General features: G+C 58.7%; 19 protein-coding genes, 1 tRNA gene and 1 rRNA gene. 12 read left to right on the top strand and 9 right to left on the bottom strand.

The genetic code is table 11. The features are described from left to right. The first annotated feature begins 145 nt into the window (after positions 1-145). A 5S ribosomal RNA gene (gene rrf, locus GQF02_RS12960) occupies positions 146-260 on the top strand. 44 nt (positions 261-304) lie between these two features. Here rrf and GQF02_RS12965 read toward each other — a convergent pair. Next, complete coding sequence (locus tag GQF02_RS12965; protein ID WP_160797721.1) at positions 305-2251, bottom strand: bifunctional diguanylate cyclase/phosphodiesterase; 1947 nt, start codon at positions 2249-2251, stop codon at positions 305-307. Positions 2252-2271: 20 nt separating this feature from the next. After that, on the bottom strand, positions 2272-2886 hold the full coding sequence (locus tag GQF02_RS12970; RefSeq protein WP_328698622.1) for a transglutaminase-like cysteine peptidase: 615 nt from the start codon (positions 2884-2886) through the stop codon (positions 2272-2274). Positions 2887-3060: 174 nt separating this feature from the next. Between GQF02_RS12970 and GQF02_RS12975 the strand changes: the two genes are divergently transcribed. Beyond that, the gene (locus GQF02_RS12975) at positions 3061-4872 is read left to right on the top strand and encodes a TolC family outer membrane protein (protein ID WP_160797723.1); all 1812 of its coding nucleotides are present in this window, start codon (positions 3061-3063) and stop codon (positions 4870-4872) included. 60 nt (positions 4873-4932) lie between these two features. On the opposite strand, the gene GQF02_RS12980 is transcribed toward GQF02_RS12975, so the two are convergent. The 3 genes from GQF02_RS12980 to rsmI all read right to left on the bottom strand — a co-directional run bounded on the left by GQF02_RS12980 (position 4933) and on the right by rsmI (position 6929). Further along, entirely contained in the window at positions 4933-5703 is a 771-nt protein-coding gene (locus tag GQF02_RS12980) for a TatD family hydrolase (protein ID WP_160797725.1), read from the bottom strand. 195 nt (positions 5704-5898) lie between these two features. Then, a tRNA-Leu gene (locus GQF02_RS12985) sits at positions 5899-5983 on the bottom strand. Positions 5984-6041: 58 nt separating this feature from the next. Next, complete coding sequence (gene rsmI / locus GQF02_RS12990) at positions 6042-6929, bottom strand: 16S rRNA (cytidine(1402)-2'-O)-methyltransferase (RefSeq protein ID WP_268891022.1); 888 nt, start codon at positions 6927-6929, stop codon at positions 6042-6044. A 57-nt stretch (positions 6930-6986) separates the two neighbouring features. Here rsmI and GQF02_RS12995 point away from each other — a divergent pair, with 57 nt between their 5' ends. Genes GQF02_RS12995 through GQF02_RS13010 form a run of 4 tightly spaced genes read left to right on the top strand, consistent with a single transcriptional unit; the run spans position 6987 to position 9585 of the window. Beyond that, positions 6987-8054 (top strand): penicillin-binding protein activator, encoded by a 1068-nt coding sequence (locus GQF02_RS12995; RefSeq protein ID WP_235930190.1) that lies wholly within the window; start codon positions 6987-6989, stop codon positions 8052-8054. Next, the gene (locus tag GQF02_RS13000) at positions 8030-8386 is read left to right on the top strand and encodes a YraN family protein (RefSeq protein WP_160797729.1); all 357 of its coding nucleotides are present in this window, start codon (positions 8030-8032) and stop codon (positions 8384-8386) included. The genes GQF02_RS12995 and GQF02_RS13000 overlap by 25 nt, the downstream gene beginning before the upstream one ends. 30 nt (positions 8387-8416) lie before the next feature. Beyond that, positions 8417-9007 (top strand): phosphoheptose isomerase, encoded by a 591-nt coding sequence (locus GQF02_RS13005; RefSeq protein WP_124735901.1) that lies wholly within the window; start codon positions 8417-8419, stop codon positions 9005-9007. Then, on the top strand, positions 9004-9585 hold the full coding sequence (locus tag GQF02_RS13010; RefSeq protein WP_235930191.1) for a BON domain-containing protein: 582 nt from the start codon (positions 9004-9006) through the stop codon (positions 9583-9585). The genes GQF02_RS13005 and GQF02_RS13010 overlap by 4 nt, the downstream gene beginning before the upstream one ends. A gap of 69 nt (positions 9586-9654) precedes the next feature. On the opposite strand, the gene GQF02_RS13015 is transcribed toward GQF02_RS13010, so the two are convergent. The 3 genes from GQF02_RS13015 to tsaA form a co-directional block, all read right to left on the bottom strand. Next, positions 9655-10845, bottom strand: coding sequence for a sensor domain-containing phosphodiesterase (locus tag GQF02_RS13015; RefSeq protein WP_220789473.1), 1191 nt, complete (start codon positions 10843-10845; stop codon positions 9655-9657). A 144-nt stretch (positions 10846-10989) separates the two neighbouring features. After that, positions 10990-11898, bottom strand: coding sequence for a Tim44 domain-containing protein (locus tag GQF02_RS13020; RefSeq protein ID WP_160797731.1), 909 nt, complete (start codon positions 11896-11898; stop codon positions 10990-10992). A 58-nt stretch (positions 11899-11956) separates the two neighbouring features. Further along, positions 11957-12649 (bottom strand): tRNA (N6-threonylcarbamoyladenosine(37)-N6)-methyltransferase TrmO, encoded by a 693-nt coding sequence (gene tsaA / locus GQF02_RS13025; protein ID WP_160797733.1) that lies wholly within the window; start codon positions 12647-12649, stop codon positions 11957-11959. Between the two features lie 151 nt (positions 12650-12800). On the opposite strand from tsaA, the gene mnmG reads away from it, so the two are divergent. From mnmG to GQF02_RS13045, 4 genes are read left to right on the top strand one after another with little or no spacing between them, the layout of a single operon-like run. Then, positions 12801-14690 carry a tRNA uridine-5-carboxymethylaminomethyl(34) synthesis enzyme MnmG gene (gene mnmG, locus GQF02_RS13030; protein ID WP_124735905.1) on the top strand — a complete coding sequence of 630 codons (1890 nt, stop codon included), beginning with the start codon at positions 12801-12803 and terminating at the stop codon, positions 14688-14690. Next, positions 14687-15313 (top strand): 16S rRNA (guanine(527)-N(7))-methyltransferase RsmG, encoded by a 627-nt coding sequence (gene rsmG, locus GQF02_RS13035; RefSeq protein ID WP_160797735.1) that lies wholly within the window; start codon positions 14687-14689, stop codon positions 15311-15313. The genes mnmG and rsmG overlap by 4 nt, the downstream gene beginning before the upstream one ends. Continuing rightward, complete coding sequence (locus GQF02_RS13040) at positions 15310-16101, top strand: ParA family protein (RefSeq protein WP_124735907.1); 792 nt, start codon at positions 15310-15312, stop codon at positions 16099-16101. Before rsmG ends, GQF02_RS13040 begins: the two co-directional genes overlap by 4 nt. A 4-nt stretch (positions 16102-16105) precedes the next feature. Next, a complete protein-coding gene (locus GQF02_RS13045; RefSeq protein WP_124735908.1) occupies positions 16106-16954 on the top strand; it encodes a ParB/RepB/Spo0J family partition protein in 849 nt (282 codons plus the stop codon). Between the two features lie 84 nt (positions 16955-17038). On the opposite strand, the gene GQF02_RS13050 is transcribed toward GQF02_RS13045, so the two are convergent. Continuing rightward, a complete protein-coding gene (locus tag GQF02_RS13050) occupies positions 17039-17929 on the bottom strand; it encodes a LysR family transcriptional regulator (RefSeq protein ID WP_160797737.1) in 891 nt (296 codons plus the stop codon). 123 nt (positions 17930-18052) lie between these two features. Here GQF02_RS13050 and GQF02_RS13055 point away from each other — a divergent pair, with 123 nt between their 5' ends. Both GQF02_RS13055 and GQF02_RS13060 read left to right on the top strand, forming a co-directional pair. Further along, positions 18053-19048 carry a TDT family transporter gene (locus GQF02_RS13055; RefSeq protein ID WP_220789474.1) on the top strand — a complete coding sequence of 332 codons (996 nt, stop codon included), beginning with the start codon at positions 18053-18055 and terminating at the stop codon, positions 19046-19048. Between the two features lie 211 nt (positions 19049-19259). Next, a complete protein-coding gene (locus GQF02_RS13060; RefSeq protein WP_124735910.1) occupies positions 19260-20267 on the top strand; it encodes an ornithine carbamoyltransferase in 1008 nt (335 codons plus the stop codon). Positions 20268-20397 lie beyond the last annotated feature (130 nt).

Here is a 20397-nt window from a genome sequence, read left to right on the forward strand (position 1 = left end):
ATAGTGTGGCATTCGCCATGTGAAAGTAGGACACCGCCAGATGCCCCATATAAAACCCCAGCTCATCAGAGCTGGGGTTTTTGCATTAAGGTGAAACACCCAGAATTCGCCGCGTTGCCTGAGGCAGCGCAAGCAGCCGTTTATTTCTGGTAGCCATAGCGAGATGGTCCCACGCCTTCCCATCCCGAACAGGACCGTGAAACATCTTAGCGCCGATGATAGTGTGGCATTCGCCATGTGAAAGTAGGACACTGCCAGAAGCCCATATCAAAAAGCCCGACTCGATGAGTCGGGCTTTTTGTTTTCAGCTTCGCTGGCTACTTAAGCTGTATTCATCATTATGTAGTTTGACCGCAGGTCCCGTCATACCGTAGATGCCTAATTCGATCAGCTTGCGGGCATCGGCCGGATCGCTTATGCCTTTGGCCAGCAGGTTAATGCCCATAAGCGTCGTCATTTGCAGCAGCCCTTTGACGACGGCTTGTTGTCCTTGATCCTGGTGAATGCCATGCGTCAGTACCCCATCCAGTTCCAAATATGAAATACCGGCTTCGGCTAGCTTCGCAACCAGACTCAGGTCATGACCGATGATCTCCACGCCCAAGCGATGGCCTTTTTGCTGCATGCCATGACTGAACGCAAGAAAAGCCGGCCAGTGTGCGAGTAGAGCCATTTCGTGAAACTCGAAATTAACCCTGATGCCCTGCGTCTTGTTTAGCAGGTGGTGTACTTGGGTGTTGAAGTCAGGGTGGGCAAGCGAGGCCGGAGAGACATTGATGGCAATGCATGAGCTAGGCGCATGTTGTAATCCCTGCTCTAGTGCAGCGAGATCCGGTTGCTGGCTGATGCCCAGGCGCAGGCTATGCGATAGCAGACGCAGAGCGCTGACCTTGGCTGCACTTTCGCTTGCCGGCAGATACAGCATGCCTTCCTGCCATAACACGCCGCCTGTTGCATCGACGACCGGATACCAGTCAAGGCGCAATAAACGCTGTCTGCATGCTTGTTCAATGGCTTTGCGCCAGTTCTGTTCGCTATGGATGTGTACCACGGTGTGATCCAGGCGGCAGAAACTATTGGGTGCCTGTGCAACGGCTTGTGCCAGCGCCTGACTGGTCTGAGACAGGATATCGCTGAGCTTATCCTTGCCATTGAAGCTTGTTATACCGATATGCGCGACTTCCTGCTGATCACATAAACCCATCTGCGGATAGCGGGCATATTGTTGTAATAGCGTGCGGGCGAGGGTGTCGGCATCGCTCGAGCTTAATTCGGGGCAGAGCAGGGCGAAATCAGCGCCACGCAGCCTGACCGCCAGGGCGCCTTGATGGCAGGTGGCGGCCTGAGCCAGTTCTGCGGCAAACCTTTTCAGTAAATTATCGGTATGTTGACCGCCTATGCGGCCATTCATCTCTGAGAGCCCGGCCACGCGCAACAATAGCAACTGGCCGTTTAAGTCTTCTCCTTCTGTGTTTTGCAAGTTGTCCAGAGCACGCTCCAACTGCTTGCGCTTGGCGATGCCGGTGACTTCATCGGTGTCATGCGCCTGATGCAATGTTTCGATTTCATTGCTCAAACTATGTAAATAGCCTTGCAGGCGTTCGACCATCTGGTTCATCGCTTGTGCCACTCTGGAAAGTTCAGGGATGGCAGGCTCCTGGATGCGGATAAAGCGGCGCTCACTGATGGCTTTAGCCTGTTCGACGACCTGGTCTAGCTGGCGGCGTATACGGATGATATCGAGTGAACCTATGAGGCCGGTCAGCAGGCCGGCCAATAGCAGGCCCAACACGGTGTAAAGCATGCTGCGCCATAGGGAGGCATAGGCATAGGCGATATCGCTTTGCACCTCCAGTGTGCCGGCTTGCAACCATCCTTTACTAATATTCGCCTGTCCCGGCGGCGGGGACAGGGCCAGTAGCTGTGGCAGCCAAGCCGGGGCGGATGGCTCGCTATCGAGGTTGTTGCGCTCGAGCAAGATACTGCCATCTGCTCCTGTCCAGCGTATCCGGCGATAGTGACCCTGATCGAAACTGGCATTGATCAGTGTTTCCGCCATGGCGCGATCTGCCTGCTGCTGGGTGATCATCAGTGCCAGCGAGTTGGCGGTATCCGCATTCTGTGCTGTTAGCTGCTGTTCAAGATAGTTGCGTGCGCCTAACAGATTGGCGGTCAGCGAGGTGCTAAGCGCCAGAAAAACCAGTAGCAGCAACAAGATCCAGAGGCGTTGGCTAAGGGAAAGTCGAGTCATGATGTGCTCGTTTAGATAGATCAAAAAACAAAACCGTCTTTGCGCATACGCTCCATCACCTGGCGCCAGCGCGTGAGGCGATCAACGCTGCTACGGGTATTGCCGGCCCAGAGTGCTTCGGTGTTGAAGCTGAATACCGGGGTCAGGTCATTGCGTTGCGATGCGGGCAGTATGCTGGTGACCAGATTATCGAGAACCAGAGGTTCTGCACTGGGGCTAGGGTAATAGGCCAGTACCATATGTGCCTGGCTGACATTACTGTCCGGGCCGCCGATGCGTGCCTTGACATAGGTCAGGCGCAGCTTGGCGGCTTCGATACCACTGCTGCGCAGGGAAATGTATTTGGCAATGGCAAAGTCTTCGCAGTCTCCTGCACCTTTGGCAAACATTTCCAGCGGGCTGGCCCAATAGTCACTTTGTTGCCATATCGCGAAATCATCAGCAAAGCGGATGCGGCGATTGATGAACTGGTTGACCGCCTTGAGTTTGCCCATTTCATCCGTTTGGCCAAGTGGCGCCAGCATGCTGGTCCAGTCGCGGTAAAGTACCAAGGACTGGCCACCATACTGTCGTGCAGCCTGTTCTGCGGGCAACTCCAGTGAAGCGGTGCTTGCAGCCAGGAGCAGCCATACCACGGCATGTAGCCGAAGATATCGTCTGATTGGTGAATGCAGTCGCTTCATCTGGAAATATTTTTAGCGGCAAAGTTTAATGCTATACAGATTTAAATCATTAAGGTATATAATTTAAGCATAAATAAATGTTTATTCTGTTTTAGAAATAGCCTACTCTTCTTGTCGAGGTTCATCATGAAACGTACTTCTCTGGCCTTGTTATTTGCACTGGCCTCCGGTACTGCGCTGTCTGCCAGTGCGGCAGACCTGAAAAGCGCGGTTGAAAAGACCATCATCAACAATCCGGAAGTGCGTTTTCGCTGGCATGAATTCCGTGCCGCAGCCGAAGAGCAGGGCTTGGGGCGTGCCGGCTATCTGCCTACGCTGGATGTAGGTTATGGCTGGGGTAAGGAAAAAACGACGCAGGCCGCAACCCAATCGGGCGGCCCTGAAGTGACTCAGGATCTGACCCGCAAGGGCTGGTCGGCCAATCTGACGCAGAACCTGTTTCAGGGGCTGCAGACCATGAATCTGGTCAAGCAGCTGGACTACACCCAGCGTGCCAAGTATTTCGACTTCCTGGGGGCAAGCGAAGGCCAGGCGCTGGAGGCCGCGCGCGCTTATGTTGATGTATTGCGCTATCGGCAATTGCTTGAATTTGCGCAGGATAATTACGCCACCCATCTGAGTATCTATAAGCAGTTGCAGGAAAAAGTGAGCGCAGGCGTGGGGCGGCGGGTCGATCTGGAGCAGGCTGGCGGCCGTCTGGCGCTGGCCGAGTCCAATCTGGTAACCGAGTTGTCCAATCTGCATGATGTCGCGGCACGCTATGCGCGCCTGACCGGCGAAGAGCCGCAGCTTGCCATGGCGGAACCCATGGTCTTGAAAGGCTATCTGCCCAAGGATCAAGAGCTGATTGCCGGCGCCGTCAAGACCAGCCCGGCTTATCTTGCCGCACTGGAAAATGTGCGTGCTGCCAAGGCGGACGTCAATGTGCGCAAGGGTGCGTTCTCGCCGACGCTGGATCTGCGTGCCAGTAAGGCGCACGGAGATAATCTGGATGGCTCGTTCAACCGCAAAGACCGGCAGATGGCTGAACTGGTGTTCAATATCAATCTGTTCCGCGGCGGGGCAGACCGTGCCCGGCTTGGTGCTTCGGCCGAGCGCCTGAATGCCGCCTACGATTTGCGCGACAAGGAATGCCGCGATCTGCGTCAGACGCTGCGTATTGCGTTTAACGATACCCGTAAGCTGGAAGAGCAGATTGCCTATCTGCGCCAGCACCGCTTGTCGACCGAAAAAGCCCGTGATGCCTACCGCGCCCAGTTTGATATCGGCCAGCGCACGCTGCTGGATTTGCTGGATAGCGAAAACGAACTGTATGACGCCAAGCGTTCGGTGGTGAATGCCGAACAGGATGTCTTGCTGGCGCAGGCGCGCGTGCTGGCCGGCTCGGGTAAGCTGTTGGAAACCTTGCAGCTCAAGCCGATTGAAAGCTATGACTTTGCTGGTCCGGCGCGCGATGAAGAAGTCGCAGTCTGCGATACCCAGTACGTCGGCTCGGCTGTCTTTGACAAGAGCGGAATCGCGCCTAAGCCTGTGGCCGTCCCTGCCGCCTTGCCCAAAGCGGCGGCAGCGGCTTTTGTGCTTAAAGGCGACGTCGCATTTGCGGCCAACCAGTCGCAACTGAGCGCACAAGGCAAGGCCGAACTGGCCCGCATTGCCCGGCAACTCAAGACGGCAGGACAGCCGGAAAGCGTAATCAGCGTGACCGGCTATACCGACCGTTTGGGTACGGATGCTTATAATCTCAAGCTGTCCAAGGCTCGCGCCGTCGCGGTCGCCGACTATCTGGTGAGCCAGGGCGTGCCGGCAAACCGCCTGCAGACTGAGGGTTTGGGTAAGGCGGATCCGGTGACCGGCAGCAAGTGCAACCAGATCAAGTCGCAGCCGGCTTTGGGCCAATGTCTGGCACCGGATCGCCGTGTGGTGATCCGCTTCAAGTAGAACCAGCCCACTGTTAAGGTGCAGGGAGGGAGGCCGCGTTATCGCAGCCTCCTTTTTGTATTACGACAGCTGCAGCACACGGCAGGCATTGTGTGTGGTGGCCAGAGCAATTTCAGTGGCGTCCATATGGCGTAGCCCTGCGAGGATGCTGGCGAAGCGGGGCAGATTGGCCGGTACATTCGGTCTGTCCTGTGCCCATTCCGGACGGATGTCGGGCGCATCGGTTTCGAGTACCAGCGCATCCAGTGGCAAGCTTGCTGCCAGACTGCGGATGCGGGTCGAGCCGCTATAGCTCATGGCTCCGCCAAAACCCAGACAAAATCCCAGCTTGATAAAGGCTTGTGCCTGCTGTTCGCTGCCGTTAAAAGCGTGGGCGATGCCGCCGCATACCGGCGTCTGGCGCAGGTATTTGAGGACGCGATCCTGGGCGCGGCGGATATGCAGTAGTACCGGCAAATCATAGCGCCGTGCCAGTTTTAACTGTTCGGAAAACAGCCATTCCTGCCTTGCCGGATCCAGGTCTGGCAGCCAGAAATCAAGGCCGATTTCTCCTACGGCCTCAGGCCGATGCTGGCGTATGTGCTGCTCCAGCGTTTCCAGATGTGCATCCAGATGTTGATCCAGATAAACGGGGTGCAGCCCCAAGGCGATATAACAGCTGGCCTGATTCCGCAACGCTATGGTGGATGCGAAATTGGACAGGGCAACGGCAGGTACCATGATGCGGCTGACACCTGCGGCATGTGCCTGATCGATGACCAACTGACGGGTGGTATCGAACTCGGGTGCATCAAGGTGGCAGTGGGTGTCGAACAGGGCGGGGAGCGGCATGGCTTTTCCCTTGGGGGAGTGTGGTGCGCAATATAACAAAAAACCCGTCAGCGCGTGCTGTACGGGATGGCAGTTGCTGGCCGCAGCGAACTTGTTGTGTTGGCTGTATTTGGATAGGTGCAGATGAAAAAAAACCCCGGAAAACTTTAGTTTATCGGGGTTTTTGTACTACTTTGATGCATTAAAACCAGTTTGTGGTGCCCAGAGTCGGACTCGAACCGACACACCTTGCGGCGGGAGATTTTGAGTCTCCTGTGTCTACCAATTTCACCATCCGGGCTGCATCTCGGATTGACGGCATTCTACCGGCTGGCTCAAGAAATGTAAATCGCTTGCACTCAGTTTTCGTCAGACTCGGCGTTTTTTTTCATTTCCAGTGCCAGTTCATACAGTTTTTTGCGGGCAACGCCGCTGAATTCGGCCACGATGCCCGAAGCCTGCTTGATTGGCATGCTGGCAATCAGTTGCGACAAGAGCTGAAGCGTCGCTGCCGGTACTTCATCCTCTTCTTCTTTGGCTGGTGCCGCATCGATGATAAGCACGCACTCGCCACGCTGCTGGTTGCTGTCGGTCTTGATAATCTCCAGGAGCTCGCCGGCGCTGGTGCGGATAAAGGTTTCGAAGGTCTTGGTCAGTTCGCGCGCCAGAATCAGGCGCCGTTCGCTGCCGTAGACGGCGACGGCATCGGTGACGCAGTCGAGAATGCGATGTGGAGCTTCATAGCAAATCACGGCATAGTCGGCATTTAGCCAGCTCTCCAGCCGTTTTTTGCGGGCACCGGATTTGGGTGGCAAGAAACCAGCGAACTGGAACTGGCCGGTTTCAAGGCCGGCGGCGGACATGGCCGTGACCACGGCCGAGGGGCCGGGCAGGGGGCAAACCTTGAGGCCGGCCTCCCATACGGCTGCCGCCAGGCGTGCGCCGGGGTCGGAAATGCCGGGGGTGCCGGCATCCGAGACCTGAACGATACACTGTCCTTCCTGTAGCCAGCCGATGACGCGTTCGGCCATTTCGCGTTCATTATGTTCGCGCAAACTGACCAGTTTCTTGCTGATGCCATAAGCGGCCAGCAGCGAACCGGTGACGCGGGTGTCTTCCGCCAGCACCAAATCGCAGCGGGAAAGCGCGGCAAAAGCGCGCAAGGTCATGTCGGCCAGGTTTCCAATGGGGGTGGCGACCACATATAATGTTCCGTTCACCAACGTTTCCTGGGCAGAATGAATCAAGTGATCAAGCGATGTTTGCAATCTCTGGCTCCCTGGGTGTTGGGTGGGTTAACTTGGATGGCCGCCAGTGTAGTCTCTGCGCAGGGCGCGGACTACATTCTGCAGCAGAATTCTGTACCGTTTACCCAAGTTCCTGCTCGTGAGCCTGCCAGTGCTCCCGCTGTTGCCCCGATAGCCGACGCTGCCTTGCCGGACTTTGCCGCGGCCAAAGTACGTATCGGCTTGCTGTTGCCGCTATCGTCTCCGGCCTTGGGTGAAGCGGCCGATGTAGTGCGCCAGGGCTTTAATGCTGCGCGCGAGGTGGATGGCCGCAGCGATACGGCGGTTGTTGAAGCCGTCTTTTCCGATGAGGCGGCGGTGCTGCCGGCCTACCGAGATCTGATTGCGAAAGGTGCGAATGTGGTTGTCGGCCCTTTGACTCGTACCGGTATCAGCCGCATCGCTACTCAGGTGAGCGTGCCAACCCTTGCGCTGAACAGCCTTGAAGGTTTGCCGTTGCGTCCTAAACTCTATGCTTTGTCCTTGTCGGTGGATGCCGAGGCTAAGCAGGTTGCGGCTATGATGGCGGACAATGGTCATCAGCATCCTTTACTGATCTATGGCAAAGACGGTTTGTCGCAGCGTTTACGTCAGACATTTGCCGGGGTCTGGCAGGTAAAGCGCGGCACTTTGCCCTTGCAACTGGCGATGGATGAGGCGCATGGCGCGGCGCTGGATGCTGCATTGACCCAGTCCGACTCGGTCTTTCTTGCCTTGTCAGGGGAGGAGGCCGCTTTGGCGCGTTCCGTGCTGCCACAAGCGTTACCGGCCTATGGCACGTCGACGCTGAATGTGCGCGAGAGTCTGCCTACCTTGTCCGGCGTGCGTTTTGTCGACATGCCTTGGCTATTGATGCCGGATCACCCCGCCGTGCGTGCTTACCCTCGCCCGGCGCATACGCTGACGGTGGCCACCGAGCGCTTGTACGCACTGGGTATCGATGCTTACCGCTTGGCACAGCGTCTGGCGGTACAGAAAAACCTTAGCGGTTTGCGCCTGGATGGGGTCAGTGGTGACTTGCGTCTGGGGCGTGACCAGCAATTCCAGCGGACATTGCCGGCATGGGTCAGGGGCGAGCTACAGTAGCCGCCAGTGGTGTGGCGGCCGAAGACAGGGCGCTGCGCTATTTGCAGAAGCAGGGGCTGCGCCTGGTTGAACGCAACTGGCATTGTCGTGGTGGCGAACTGGATCTGGTGATGCGCGAGGGGGTGTACTGGGTGTTTGTCGAGGTACGCTTACGCACTTCCAGCCGCTTCGGTAGCGCCTTGCAGAGTATAGATGGCAGAAAATGCGCGCGGCTGGTACATGCCGCCAGCCTTTATCTGTCTGAGAAACATATAGATGCCCCATGCCGTTTTGATGCGGTGGTGTTCGAGGGCGAAGCTGATCCCCTGTGGATCAAAGACATTATTGCGTAGCGCTTACGCGAGCTTACAAGGAATGACAGTATGGATCTGATCGCCCGCGTTAACGGCCATTTTCTCGAGAGCATAGCGACCAAACAGCAGTCTATGGAGGCGCTCTCGCCCGGCGTAGCTCTGGCTGCCGAACGCATGGTGGCCAGTTTGATGAATGAAGGCAAAATTCTGGCTTGCGGTAATGGCGGTTCGGCTGCCGATGCCCAGCATTTCGCTGCTGAAATGGTTGGCCGCTTCGAAAAAGAGCGTCCGGGCCTGGCCGCGATCTCGCTGGCGACCGACACTTCGGCGCTGACGGCTATTGGCAACGACTACGATTTCGACCTGATTTTCTCCAAGCAGGTACGCGCGCTGGGGCAACAGGGTGATGTTTTGCTGGCGATTTCGACCTCGGGTAATTCGGCCAATGTGATCGAAGCCATTTACGCGGCCCACGAGCGCGGCATGACGGTGATTGCCTTTACCGGCAAGGATGGCGGCAAGATCGCCGAGATTCTGGGGGCGGATGATGTGCATCTGAATGTGCCGGCCAGCCGCACCGCGCGTATTCAGGAAGTGCATCTGCTGCTGATCCATGCCATGTGCGATGCGATCGATTGCATGTTGCTGGGGGGCGAATGATGAAATTGCGCGCTCTGGTACTGGCTTCTGTATGTGCCGCAACCCTGTCTGGCTGCGTGGCGCTGGTTGCCGGCGGTGCCGCAACCGGTGCGCTGGTTGCCTCCGACCGACGCACCAGTGGTGCCTATGTCGATGACCAGTCCATCGAGATGAAGGCTGCGAGACAAGTTGCGGATAAGCTGCCTTCCTCGCATGTGAACCTGACCAGCTATAACCGGACCGTATTGCTGAGCGGTGAAGCTGCATCGGATGCAGCGCGTGCTGGTGCTGAAATGATTGCGCGTTCGCAGCCTAATGTGCAGCGCGTATACAACTATCTGGTGGTGGCGCCGGTAAGCGGCATTACCGAGCGCAGTAACGATACGTGGCTGACCAGCAAGGTGCGTGCACGCTTGCTGGATGGCAAAGGCTACCCGCCCAATGCAATCAAGGTCGTGAGCGAGCGCGGTGTGGTGTATATGCTGGGTCTGGTCACCCGGGCCGAGGGCGAGGCTGCTGCGCGGGTCGCCAGTGAAACCAGCGGTGTGCAGCAGGTCGTGACCTTGTATGAATACATTGCGGATGTAGCCGGACAATAACGGTCCGTATCATGGAGGGTGAAAAAAGGCATAGCTCTCAGGCTATGCCTTTTTTATTGTGCAGCGGTGCTAATCGGCCAGCCCCATGGTCTTCGGTACCAGCACATCTGCACATAGTACATGCAGGTCTTCATCAATCTCGATTGCCATCGAGAGGGTAATGCAGTGGCGGGTGTCGGTCATCGACAGATAAGGCTCGCTCATATACAGCACACCGGGCTGGTCTATTGCATGCTGGAAATAGGGACGACGCGACCAGACTGCGCCCGTGGTATCGGCCAGCGGAGCGAATTTGGGGTTGGCGCGTGACGGTGCTTCCCGCGTATTCAGATTGCGCCCGATCTGGCGTCCGGTGCTGTCGAGCAAAAAGCAGCGGATTACATCAGGCAGGGTCAGCATGGGCTGGGCGGCGTCGGTAAAACTGGTGCCCTGCATCAGCGCGATGGCGCTTTGTACAAAAGCCTGACGCGCCAGTTCGATCTGGCGCCGTGCCAGTTTGCGCTTCATCAGTTCGCGCACCATCAGTTCATCCCAGCGGGTATCGATACGACGGGTAATGATTTCATCACTATCCGGCTGCAAGGCCGGACGGGCCACATAATAGCCCTGGATTAGATCGCAACCTGACTCCAGCGCGACCAGCACATCGGCTTCGGTTTCTACGCCTTCCACTACCACCAGCGCCCCAATTTCGTGCGCCAGATGCACCAACTTGGTTAGCAGATTGCGCGTGCGGGCTTGTTTGGTCGCGCTGCGCAGCAAATTGCGGTCAAACTTGATCAGATCCGGCTCCAGCAAGCAGACCCGGTCCAGATTGGAGTGGCCGGTGCCGAAGTCGTCGATGGCGATCAGGAAGCCGGCTTCGCGCAATAGCCGACTGCCGGCGATCAGGATTTCATCGGCCTCCAGCGCATGTTCCAGTATTTCCACGACTACCCGCGCCGCGGGGACGCCGCTTTGTTGCAACATGCTGATCAGGGCTTGGGTGCGGGCGAGGCTGCTCAGCGTGCTGGCATCAATATTCAGGAATAGCCAGCTTTCGCCCGGGGTCGAGGCAGCAAAGTGACGGATATGCTCAGTGCTGACGCGAAGATCAAACTCATGGCGGCTTTGCGTGTCATCGTGATCAAGATAGGCCTGCTGTGGCGGGATCGCCACACCTGCTTGTTCGGCGCGCAACAGCGCTTCAACGCCAACCGTGCGGCGGTGCGCCAGGCTGTAAATGGGCTGGAAGTGGCTATGCAGGGTGAGGTTGGACAACGGATAACTCCTTATCGGCTTTTATTCTGTGTAGCAATCCGTGTTCCAGTCTAACGCATAATTATGACGTGGGTGTTTTGTCGTGACGCGCGTAAAAAAAACGGACGCTGGCAAGCGTCCGTTGGAGCAATCCTTGTTGCAGGCTTAATCCTGTTGTATGCCTGCCAGCAGCCAGCGCGGGCTGCCGCTGTCCTTGACGTAGTGCCAGGTTTCGGCAAACGGCACCGTGGCGGCGTTGACGTCTTCGCTGACCGTGCCGGAGAAGCGCACGCTGGCAATATAGCGGCTGCCTTCGGTGACGGCATCGAGCACGCTGCATTCCAGTTGCGGGAAGTCGGCCATGCCGCTATTGGACAGAATGTCTTCGCGCATGGCAGCAAACAGATCCGGCGTCATGTATTTGCTGATTTCATCCACATTGTCCGGCGAGTTCAGGCTTTGCAGATGCAGGAAGGTGGCTTTGGCCTGACGCAGGAAGGCCGGCACTTCGGTGCCGTCCGGCAGGCGTTGCTGGCCGTAGCTGCCGGCCATGGCACCGGCTGCGCCGCCTTGCAGTCCAGATCCTATGGATGGAATGCTGTCAAAGCGGGCATTTTGCGGGGCCGGTGCCGACATCGGCATGCCGGCCATTTGCGGAGCGCGCATGGCAGGTGTGGCCTGATTGGCCATGCGGCGGCGGAACAGCATCATGCCGCCAGCAAACAAGAGACCCAGCATGGCCAGCGTACCCCAAGGCATGCCCGAGCCCGCGGCTTCGTTGGCGCCGCCTGAGGCTTCGCCTCCGCTCATGGCCGAACCCAGCATATAACCTGCGGCGGCACCGGCGGCGCCGGCGGCAATGGCCGTGCCTACACCCGGGCCTTTGCGCGGTTGTTGTGCGGGCGCCATAGGCTGAACCGGGGTACGAGCCGGCTGCTGATAGCTCTGGGTCGGTGCCGAACGCTTCATGCCGAAGCTTTTGCTTTTGCCCAGTTTGGCCGCTTCGGCAAACGGAGCTGCCAGCATTGATGCCATGGACAACGCGAGAACCAGTGTCTTCGCGTAGGAACTCATAGGTCTTACTCCTGTAGGGTGAGGCTGGTGTGACATGCGCTTGTCTGACAAAGTTCGGTCAGAGTGCATTAATTTCAAGTGTAGTGACGATGTCGCCGGCAATGCGAAAGCGGATATCCAGCTGATAAAGGCGCACACCGTAGATGCGCAAGGGATCATCCTGATAAGCAGGGCGCGGGTCTTGGGCCAGAATTTCCTCTACCAGCGTTGCAAGTTCAGGGTGTCTGATACGGTGGATGGCCAGATCGGCCAGGGCTTTTTCGCTCCAGCATACGCTCAGGCGTGGCGGCGGGCCGTCGATAAAACCGGCGCGGGCCTGGGGGCGCGACTCGACAAAGGGGATATAGGGTTTGATATCCAGTACCGGCGTACCATCCAGCAGATCGGCGCCAGCCAGCTCCAGGATCACGCCGTTACCCGTATCAATACCGATTAATTCCACCAGCGACAAACCCAGCGGATTGGGACGGTGGGTGGCGCGGCTGGCAAAAACCCCGACCTTGTCATTGCCGCCCAGCCGTGGCGGGCGCACCAGCGGTCGCCAGCCGCGCGCCGCCGTTTCATGGAAGACAAACTGCAGCCATAGGTGGGAAAAATCGGCCAGACCGCGCACCGTGTCGGCATGGTTGTAAGGCGCGAGCAGCTCCAGTGTCATGCGTGCCGAGGGAGCCAGCGAGGGCTGGCGCGGGATGCCGAACTTTTCCTTGTACGGCGAATGGATGACGCCTATGGGCGTAAAACTGAAATTCATCGGCGGATTGTAGCAGGGCAAGAGACGGTCGCGGTCGATGAAGTTCGGGTAAAGCCTTGCCGCCGGATAGCGGCAGTCAAATCAATAACTTACATGGGGCCATGTTTTGCCGTAAAATGCCCGGTTTTCCGCCAGATTTGCCGTATTGATCATGATCTATCCAACAACTTTCGACGTGATAGTCGTCGGTGGCGGGCACGCCGGCACCGAGGCTGCGCTTGCCGCTGCGCGCATGGGGCGTCAGACACTGCTCTTGACGCACAATATCGAGACCCTGGGTCAGATGTCGTGCAATCCGTCGATAGGCGGGATAGGCAAGGGGCATCTGGTGCGTGAAGTCGATGCACTGGGCGGTGCGATGGCACTGGCCACCGATATTGGTGGCATCCAGTTCCGCACGCTTAATGCATCCAAAGGCCCTGCCGTGCGCGCCACCCGCGCCCAGGCCGACCGCGTGCTGTATAAGGCCGCCATTCGAGAAATGTTGGAAAACCAGCCCAATCTGACCCTGTTCCAGCAGCCGGTAGATGACCTGCTGCTGGAAGGCGATCAGGTAGCGGGTGCCATTACCGCCATCGGGCTGGTGTTCCGCGCGCGTACCGTGGTGCTGACTGCCGGCACTTTCCTGTCGGGCAAGATCCACGTCGGCCTGGAAAACTACACCGGGGGGCGTGCCGGCGATTCGGCCGCGTCGGTACTGGGTGCAAAACTGCGCGAACTGGATCTGCCGGTTGGCCGCCTGAAAACCGGCACGCCACCGCGTCTGGATGGCCGCACGATTGATTTTTCCGTGCTGGAAGTGCAGCCGGGGGATACGCCGGAACCGGTATTTTCTTTCCGTGGCTCGCGCGACATGCATCCGCGCCAGTTGCCGTGCTGGGTGACGCATACCAATGAGCGTACGCATGACATCATCCGCTCCGGTTTCGACCGCAGCCCGATGTTCACCGGCAAAATAGAAGGCGTGGGCCCGCGCTACTGCCCGTCGATAGAAGACAAGATCAACCGCTTTGCCGACAAGGACAGCCACCAGATCTTCCTCGAGCCGGAAGGTCTGACTACGCACGAGATCTATCCTAACGGTATCTCGACTTCGCTGCCTTTCGATATCCAGCTGGCGGCGGTACGCTCGATGAAGGGCATGGAAAACGCCAATATCCTGCGTCCGGGCTATGCCATCGAATACGATTACTTCGATCCGCGCGGCCTGAAGTCCACCTTCGAAAGCAAGGCAATCAAGGGCCTGTTTTTTGCCGGCCAGCTGAACGGTACCACCGGTTACGAAGAAGCAGCCGCGCAAGGCCTGCTGGCCGGATTGAATGCCGCGCTGTACAGCCGCGATGAAGAAGGCTGGTGTCCGCGCCGCGACGAGGCCTATCTGGGCGTGATGTCGGATGATCTGGTGACCAAGGGCGTGACCGAGCCTTACCGCATGTTCACCAGCCGCGCCGAGTTCCGTTTGCAGTTGCGCGAAGACAATGCCGATCTGCGCCTGACCGAGGCCGGCCGCAAGCTGGGGCTGGTCGGGGATGCGCAGTGGGATGCCTTCTGTCGCAAACGGGACGCCGTCGAAGCTGAGAAGCAACGCCTTGCCACCACCTTTATCCATCCGGGCAAAGCGCCGGCCGGCGAGGTCGAGCGGGTGGTCGGTCAGGCGCTGACGCGCGAGTATAGCCTGATGGATTTGCTGCGCCGCCCTGCCGTCGATTACGCCTTGCTGATGACCCTGCCTGGGGCAGGGCAGGGGGTGGATGCGATGGATGTTGCCGAACAGGTAGAAATTCAGGTCAAATACCAAGGCTATATCGACCGCCAGAACGACGAGCTGGCGCGTCAGGACAAGCTGGACGACGTACGCCTGCCCGAGGGGATCGATTATTCGCTGGTGTCCGGGCTGTCGCGCGAGGTGCAACAGAAGCTCACGCAGCAGCAGCCGGAAACACTGGGGCAGGCCTCGCGTATTCAGGGGATTACACCGGCCGCGGTGGCCCTGCTGATGGTTCACCTTAAACGCGGCCTGGGCGATAAGAAAACGGCATGACACATACTGAAGAATTGAAACAGGGGCTGGCCGAACTGAAGCTGGGCCTGAGTGACGCACAGGTTGCGCAACTGGAAGGCTATCTGGCCCTGCTGGCCAAGTGGAACCACACCTACAATCTGACTGCCGTGCGCGAAGAAGCGCGCATGGTCAGCCATCACTTGCTGGACAGCCTGACGCTGGTGCCGCACCTGGCGGGCTTTAAGCGCTTGCTGGATGTAGGCTCGGGCGGCGGGATGCCCGGCATTCCGGCGGCGATTGCCCGCCCGGACTTGCAGGTGGTGCTGCTCGATTCCAATCACAAAAAGACCACCTTTTTGCGCCAGGCGGTGATCGAGCTGGGTCTTGCCAATGTAGAAGTCATCACCAGCCGGGTCGAAGCCTATCAGCCCGAGCAGAAGTTTGATGTGATCACCAGCCGCGCCTTCTCCGAGCTGGCCGAGTTTGTCCGCCTGACGCCGCACTTGCTGGCGCAGGATGGGCAGTGGCTGGCGATGAAGGGGGTCTACCCGTACGAAGAAATTGCCCAGTTGCCGGAGAGTGTGATCATGGCGGAAGTCTTGCCGCTGATGGTGCCGGGGCTGGATGCCGAACGCCATCTGGTGCGGGTTGTCGCGCGATGAGCGCGCGCATTATTGCCATTGCCAACCAGAAGGGCGGGGTCGGCAAGACCACGACCGGCGTCAATCTGGCCACCGGTCTGGTCCAGCTGGAGCGGCGTGTACTGCTGGTCGATCTTGACCCGCAGGCCAATGCCACCATGGGTAGCGGCATTCAGAAAGCCGGTTTGACGCAGACGATCTATCAGGTGCTGCTTGGCGAGGCGACCGTGGCCGAAGCGCGTCAGCGCTCGCCGGAGGGCGGTTACGATGTGCTGCCGGCGACGCGCGATCTGGGTGGTGCCGAGGTCGAGCTGGTGCAGGAGCTGGCACGCGAGGCGCGCCTGAAGCAGGCGCTGGCCGAGGTCGAGGACGAGTACGACTACATCCTGATCGACAGCCCGCCTTCGCTGACACTGCTCACACTCAACGGTCTGGTGGCGGCGCAGGGGGTATTGATCCCGATGGTGTGCGAATACTATGCGCTGGAAGGTTTGTCCGATCTGGTGACCACCCTGCGCAAAGTGAGGCAGGCCGTCAATCCCAAAATCGAGATTCTGGGTCTGGTGCGTACCATGTTCGATGCGCGCAGCAATCTGTCGCAACAGGTGTCCGGCCAGCTTGCCGCCCATTTTGGCAACAAGGTGTTCGAAACCGTTATCCCGCGCAATGTCCGTCTGGCCGAGGCGCCCAGCCATGGTCTGCCCGGCGTTGTATATGACCCTTCCTCGCGCGGCGCACGCGCTTACAAGGCGTTGGCTGCCGAGCTGCTTGCCCGCCTGGAAACTGCGCCAGTAGCTGGAATCCAATAGAAACATGGCCAAACTCAAAGGACTGGGGCGCGGACTTGACGCGCTCCTTGCTGTGACCGATCCGGCAGACGACAGGCTGCAAACGCTCGCTGTCAGCAGTATTCGTCCGGGGCGTTACCAGCCCCGCTCCCATATGAATGAAGCGGCGCTGGAAGAACTGGCGGCCTCTATCCGTGCGCAGGGCATTATCCAGCCAGTGGTCGTACGCGAGATCGGTCTGGGCGAGTATGAGCTGATTGCTGGTGAACGGCGCTGGCGTGCCAGCCAGAAAGCCGGGCTGACCGAAATCCCCGCCGTGATTCGCAGTGTGGCGGATGAAGCTGCGCTGGCCATGGCGCTGATCGAGAATATCCAGCGGCAAGAGCTGGATCCGATTGAAGAGGCGCAGGGTATCGCCCGCCTGATCAAGGAGTTCGAGCTGACGCATGATGCGGCTGCCGCAGCCGTCGGTCGTTCGCGCAGCGCGGTTTCAAACCTGCTCAGGTTGTTGTCTTTACCGGAACCGGTACAGCTTTTGCTGCATCAGGGCCAGATCGAAATGGGGCATGCACGTGCCTTGCTGGCCTTGCCTGCATTGCAGCAACTGGAGCTGGCCAATCAGGTGGTGTTGCATGGCTGGTCGGTGCGCGAGGTCGAGCGCAGGGTGCAGGCTCTGGCCGGCGCCGCGGTGCACGCGCCGGTGGCGGCCAAGCCGCGGGATGCGGATGTGGCGCGACTGTGCGAAGAGCTGTCGGAAGTGCTGGGCGCCAAAGTGGCGATCAGGACAGCCAAGGGCGGGCGCGGCAAGATGACTATCGAGTACGCGACGCTGGACGAGCTGGACGGCATTATCGGCCGCTTGCAGATCCGGTAACACAATAGCGGCGGCACAGGTGGCCGCCGCTTTTCTTTGAGTCCGGCGCCCGGCCTTGTTCATGCCGGCCGTGCCGGCGCTTTCTTATCTTGGCGGGCTGGATTCCGGGTCCGCCAGCCATTGCAGGATCTGTACTGTGCGCGGTGTGGCATAGCGGTTTTTCAGCCGGACAATGGTCATTGGCCGGCTGAGCTGCTGCGGCAGTTCGACCCGCCTCAGCGCACCATCCTCGACCCGCTTGCTGACGGCCAGCGATGAGAGCAGGGCGCAGCCCAGCCCTGCGCAGACTGCCTGCACGATCGCTTCGCTGGTGTTGAATGTCAGGGTGTCTGGCGTACTTCCCAGCTGCGGCAGCACCAGTTGCTCGAACTGGATCCGGCTGCTGGAGCCTGCCTCCCGCACGATCCAGCGCTGTTGCCGCAGTGCCGGCCAGTCCATGGCAGTTGTGCTGTGGCTGGGCGCGACAATCCACAGTTCATCCTCCCTCCATGGCGTCACCGCCAGTTCGCTATCGAGTACTTCTCCTTCAACCAACGCCAGATCCAGCTCGTAGCGTTGCAGCTGCCCGAGCAGGGTCTGGCTGTTGTGGATGCCGACCTCGATCTGCAGGTCCGGAAAGCGTGCCAGCAACTGGGCGACGACTTGCGGCAGCAAGTAGCTGCCGATGGTATCGCTGGCGCCCAGGCGCAAACGGGTTGGCAGCTGATCCGGCTCGCTAAACTGCTGCTCGATTTGCCGGGCGCGGGTCAAGAGTTCGTCCGCCATCGGCAGCAGGGTTTCGCCTGCGGAATTCAGCCGCAGGCGGTAGCCGCTGCGGTCGAACAGCGTGCAGCCCAGTTGCCGTTCCAGTTCCTGTAGCGACTGGCTCAGTGCCGCCCGGCTCAAGCCCTGTTCTTCGGCGGCGGGTGCGAGCGAGCCCAGGCGGGCGACGGCCAGAAAGGCCTGCAGTTGGCGCAAAGTCAGATGTGTTGTCAATTTTGTGTTTACGTTCCGTAAAAAACATCCAGATATTATTTATTTTATGTCGGACGTACAGTGTGTCCATCGATACCAGAGCAGTCAGGCACTTGCAATGTCAGCTGCGGCAAGGAGATCAGCATGGAAAGCATTCTGCACAATTCGGCCGGCACAACCGTCAATGCGACCTTGGGCGCATGCCTGCGCGCCGTCCCGACGCCGATGGGTGGTCTGGCCTTGGGTATTGCCAGCCTGGGCTGGTGTTGGGAAAACTTTATGCCGGCAGGCGGCATGTTTCAGCTGGCCGGTGCCGCCATCGCCAGTATTCTGCTGTTGAGCCTGCTGCTCAAATTCATTCATGCGCCCCAGCTGCTGTGTCAGGACTTGGCACATCCGGTGGTTGGTAGCGTAGTGCCGACCATGGCCATGGCGCTGATGATCGTCGCCAAGGCGCTGTCGTTGTTTTCGCTGCCGCTGGCGCTGACTGTCTGGCTATTGGCCATCGGCTTACATCTGGCCTTCCTCGCGACCTTTATCTGGCACCGTGCGCGTGACTTCCGTCTGCATCATATGGTGCCTAGCTGGTTCGTGCCTCCGGTCGGCATTATTGTGGCGGCGGTCAGCTTTCCTGGTGGCGGCTTGCTGTGGCTGGCGCAGGGACTGGTCGTGTTCGGGTTGGCTTGCTATCTGGTGATGCTGCCGCTGATGATTTATCGCCTGGTCTTTGCCTGCGAAGTACCCGATCAAGCCAAGCCGACGCTGGCTATTCTTGCCGCTCCGGCCAGTCTGGCGCTGGCAGGCTATCTGACTGTCGTGCAGCAGCCTTCGCCTTTGCTGGTTGGTCTGCTGGCCGGGATTGCCGTGCTGATGACCAGCGTGATCTACCTCTTTTTCCTGCGTCTGCTGCGCCTGCCATTCTCTCCGGGCTATGCGGCCTTTACCTTCCCGATGGTGATTGGCGCTACCGCATTGTACAAGTTGTCGGCACAGCTGGGGGTATGGGGCTTTGCGGATGAATACGTGGCCCAGCTACATGCGTTGGCCGATTTCGAGTTGTGGATCGCAGCCCTGGTCGTGGGTTATGTGAGCTGGAAGTTCCTGCGCCATTACTTACTCGCTGGTCTGCTCCGCCGCTGAAACTGGGGTAAGTAGTGGCATGAATGCCTCCATGTGCTATAGCAATATTAGATAATCATTAAATATTAATTCAAATTCTGGGAGTTGGTCTGCGTGTAAGCAGGAAAACTATCCGGCGCGGGTAAAGCAGGTCTTTAAGTTGTTTGCACATCACCCGCCTGCTGTTGCTGGCGGGGTGCTTAGGGCAGTTTTAATCTCAAGGAGTATCAAAATGGCTTTCAATCTGAAACACCGTCACTTTCTGAAAGAGCTGGACTTCACCCAACGCGAGCTGCAGTACCTGCTCGACCTGGCACGCGACCTGAAACGTGCCAAGTATGCCGGCAACGAAGTACAGCGCCTGACCGGCAAGAACGTCGCCCTGATTTTTGAGAAGACCTCGACCCGCACCCGTTGCTCGTTCGAAGTGGCTGCCCATGACCAGGGTGCGCATGTGACCTATATCGATCCGACCAGCTCGCAGTTGGGCCACAAGGAAAGCATCGCCGACACCGCTCGCGTGCTCAGCCGCTTCTACGACGGTATCGAATTCCGCGGTTTTGCCCAAGATGATGTGGAAGAGCTGGCCAAGTATTCCAGTGTTCCGGTCTTCAACGGCCTGACCGATGCCTGGCACCCGACGCAGATGCTGTGCGACGTGATGACCATGACCGAGAATTGCGACAAGCCGATGTCGCAGATTGCCTACGCCTATGTAGGGGATGCCCACAATAATATGGGCCACTCGCTGATGGTGATTGGCTGCCTGATGGGGATGGACGTTCGTATTGCCGGTCCCAAGGGTTTGGAACCGGATGCCGATCTGGTCAAGCAGTGCCAGGATATTGCCAAGAAGACTGGTGCCCGCCTGCTGGTGACCAACGACCCGCAAGCCGCAGTCAAGGGCGCCGACTTTATCCATACCGACGTCTGGGTGTCGATGGGCGAGCCGATGGAGCGCTGGGGCGAGCGCATTGCGCTGCTCAAGCCATTCCGCGTCGATAGTGCGCTGATGGCCGCTTCGGGCAACCCGCAGATCAAGCTGATGCACTGTCTGCCGGCCTTCCACAACGCGAATACCAAGGTAGGCAGGCAGATTGCTGCCCAGTATCCGGAGTTCGCCAATGGTATCGAAGTGACCGACGAAGTGTTTGAAAGCCCGGCCAGCCTGGCTTTCGAGCAGGCTGAAAACCGTATGCACACCATCAAGGCGATCATGGTCGCGACCATGGGTAGCTAAGCCGCTGGCCGTGTTGCCATTCTGGATGGGATGGAGGAGGTCTCTCCATGCCATTCGGGGTGGTAGTCCGTCCGCTTGTCCTTGGCTGTGTGTGAAGTGGTATCGCAGTGGGTATGCGTTTGCAACGCGG

This window comes from Craterilacuibacter sinensis (genome assembly GCF_009831765.1).
Classification (GTDB): domain Bacteria; phylum Pseudomonadota; class Gammaproteobacteria; order Burkholderiales; family Chromobacteriaceae; genus Craterilacuibacter; species Craterilacuibacter sinensis.